The following is a 2,514-nucleotide window of genomic DNA, read 5'->3' as shown; positions in this document are numbered from 1 at the left end:
CTCCGTCGCCGACTATGGCCTCGTCGCCGATATCTTCGACGCCGTTCCCGCGCTGACTGCGGCCGTGAAGGGCTGACCGGCCCCCGCCTGCCCTTCTCAGACGTCACCGACCGGGCGCCCCAGCGGCGCCCGGTTTCTTTTTGCGGGCATCGGCGCTTCGGAAAGCGGCCTTCAGTGGCCGGCGCTGCGCGGGCGGCCATCGCTGCCGGCCACGCGGTCCAGCACCGCCTTCACCACCAGCGTCACCAGCGCCAGCGCCGTCAGCAGCGTGGCCGCCGCGAAGGCGCCGGCGGCATTGTAGTCGTGATAGAGCAGTTCGATCTGCAGCGGCAGGGTGTTGGTCTCGCCGCGGATCGAGCCGGACACCACCGAGACCGCGCCGAATTCGCCCATCACGCGGGCATTGCACAGCACCACGCCATAGAGCAGCGCCCAGCGGATTTCCGGCAGCGTGACGCGCAGGAATGTGGTGAAGCCGCCGGCCCCGAGGCTGAGCGCCGCCTCTTCCATATCGCTGCCCTGCGCTTCCATCAGCGCGATCACCTCGCGCGCCACCAGCGAAGCCGTGACGAACATGGAGGCGAGCACGATGCCCGGCCAGGCGAACAGAATGGCGATGTCGTGGTCGCGCAGCCATTCGCCGAACAGGCCCTGCAGGCCATAGACGAACAGGTAGGACACGCCGGCCACGATGGGCGAGACCGAGAACGGCACCTCGATGACGGCAATCAGCAGCCGGCGCCCGCGAAAGCGGAACTTGCCGATGGCCCACGCCGCAGCGAGCCCGAACAGGGTGTTGAGCGGCACCGCGATGAGCGCGACGAACACCGTGAGCCCGACCGCGGACAGCGTGTCGGGCAGCGCGAGATTGGCGAGGTAGGTTCCGAACCCGAGCTTCAGCGCTTCCACGAAGATGACGAGAACCGGGGCGCCGAGCACCAGCACCGCGCCGGCCACGGCGAGGCCGATGAGCAGGCGGCGGGCGAGCGGCCCCTCGCCCACCCGGGCGCGCGGCCGCGGGCCGGCAGCCGCCACACCCGCGTTCCGCAGGCCGGCCGCGGGCGGCACGGTGCCCGGGGCAATGGTCGATGTCGTCATGGAGAGGCCCTCACGACCGGCTGGTATAGCGAAGCTGCCACGACTGCAGCGCGTTGGTGGCGGCCAGAATGACGAAGGCGGTTGCCAGCATCACCGCGGCCACCGCGGCCGCGCCCTGATAATCGTATTCCTCAAGGCGGATGAAGGTCAGCAGCGCGGCGATCTCGGTGTGCATCGGCTGGTTGCCGGCGATGAAGATCACCGCCCCGAACTCGCCGAGGCAGCGCGCGAAAGCCAGCGACACGCCGGCCAGCAGCGCCGGAGCGATGACCGGCAGGATGACGCGGCAGAAGATGCGCCCCCCGCCCGCCCCCAGCGTTTCGGCGGCATCCTCGATATCGCGGTCGAGATCCTCGATGACCGGCTGAACGGTGCGCACCACGAACGGCAGGCTGGTGAAGGCCATGGCGACCATGATGCCGAGCGGGGTGAAGGCGACGCGGATGCCGAGTTCGGCAAGCGGCCCGCCGAACCAGCCGTTTTTCACGAACAGCGCCGTCAGCGCGATGCCGGCGACCGAGGTCGGCAGGGCGAACGGCACGTCCACCAGCGCATCGATCAGCCGGCGGCCGGGAAAGCGATAGCGCACCAGCACCCACGCCAGCAGCAGGCCGAACGCGGCATTGAACAGCGCGGCCACCGCCGCCCCGCCGACGGTGACGCGGTAGGCGGCAAGGGCACGACGGTTGAAGGCGATGGCGACGAAATCCGTCAGTCCGAGGCTGGCGGCCTTCCACGTCAGGGCGGCCAGCGGCAGCAGGATGATGAGGGCGCAATAGGCGACCGTGACCCCGAGCGACAGCCCGAAGCCGGGCAGCACCCGGCGCCGCGGACGGATGGCGGCGGCAAGGCTCATCGCGCGGTTCTCCTCATCGGCGGACGATCGTTGCCGGCGTCTGTGCGGGCAGACATGGCGGGCCTCCGGCCTGAGCGGTGAAAATGACAGTGCGACCGGCCCCCGGGGGCCGGTCGCATGACGGACGGGAAGCTGTGCTGACGCGCTGCGGCTCAGCGATCGGTCAGCAGCTCGTCGACGAGACCGCCGGAGGCGAACTGCGTGCGGGCCTTGTCCCAGCCGCCGAACACCTCTTCCACGGTGACAAGGCGCACGTCGGGGAACTCCGCCCTGTGCTTTTCGACCACCGCCTTGTCGCGCACGCGGTTGCCGAAGGTGGCGAGAATCTCCTGCCCTTCGGGGCTGTAGAGATAATCGAGATAGTTGGTGGCGATGGCCCGGCTGCCGCGCTTGTCCACCACCTTGTCGACCACCGAGACCGGGAATTCCGCCAGCAGCGACACCGGGGGCACCACGGTCTCGAACTTGTCGGTGCCGTATTCGCGGGCGATGCCGCGGGTTTCCGCCTCGAAGGTGATCAGCACGTCGCCGGTCTCGCGCTCCACGAAGGTGGTGGTGGC

Annotated in this window: 3 protein-coding genes; all 3 read right to left on the bottom strand. The window is 69.6% G+C overall.

Going from position 1 to position 2,514, the window contains the following annotated elements:
- Positions 1 to 171 precede the first annotated feature (171 nt).
- A complete protein-coding gene (gene cysW / locus V7067_RS17380) occupies positions 172 to 1,098 on the bottom strand; it encodes a sulfate ABC transporter permease subunit CysW (protein ID WP_334177143.1) in 927 nt (308 codons plus the stop codon).
- Between the two features lie 10 nt (positions 1,099 to 1,108).
- A complete protein-coding gene (gene cysT, locus V7067_RS17375; protein ID WP_334177142.1) occupies positions 1,109 to 1,954 on the bottom strand; it encodes a sulfate ABC transporter permease subunit CysT in 846 nt (281 codons plus the stop codon).
- Between the two features lie 152 nt (positions 1,955 to 2,106).
- A partial coding sequence (locus tag V7067_RS17370; protein WP_334177141.1) for a sulfate ABC transporter substrate-binding protein occupies positions 2,107 to 2,514 on the bottom strand: 408 nt, incomplete at its 5' end.

The sequence above is a fragment of the Pseudoxanthobacter sp. genome (genome assembly GCF_036822375.1).
Classification (GTDB): Bacteria; Pseudomonadota; Alphaproteobacteria; order Rhizobiales; family Segnochrobactraceae; genus Pseudoxanthobacter.
The sequence above is the reverse complement of the archived record's forward strand: the minus strand, read 5'-3'. Positions and strand labels throughout refer to the sequence as shown.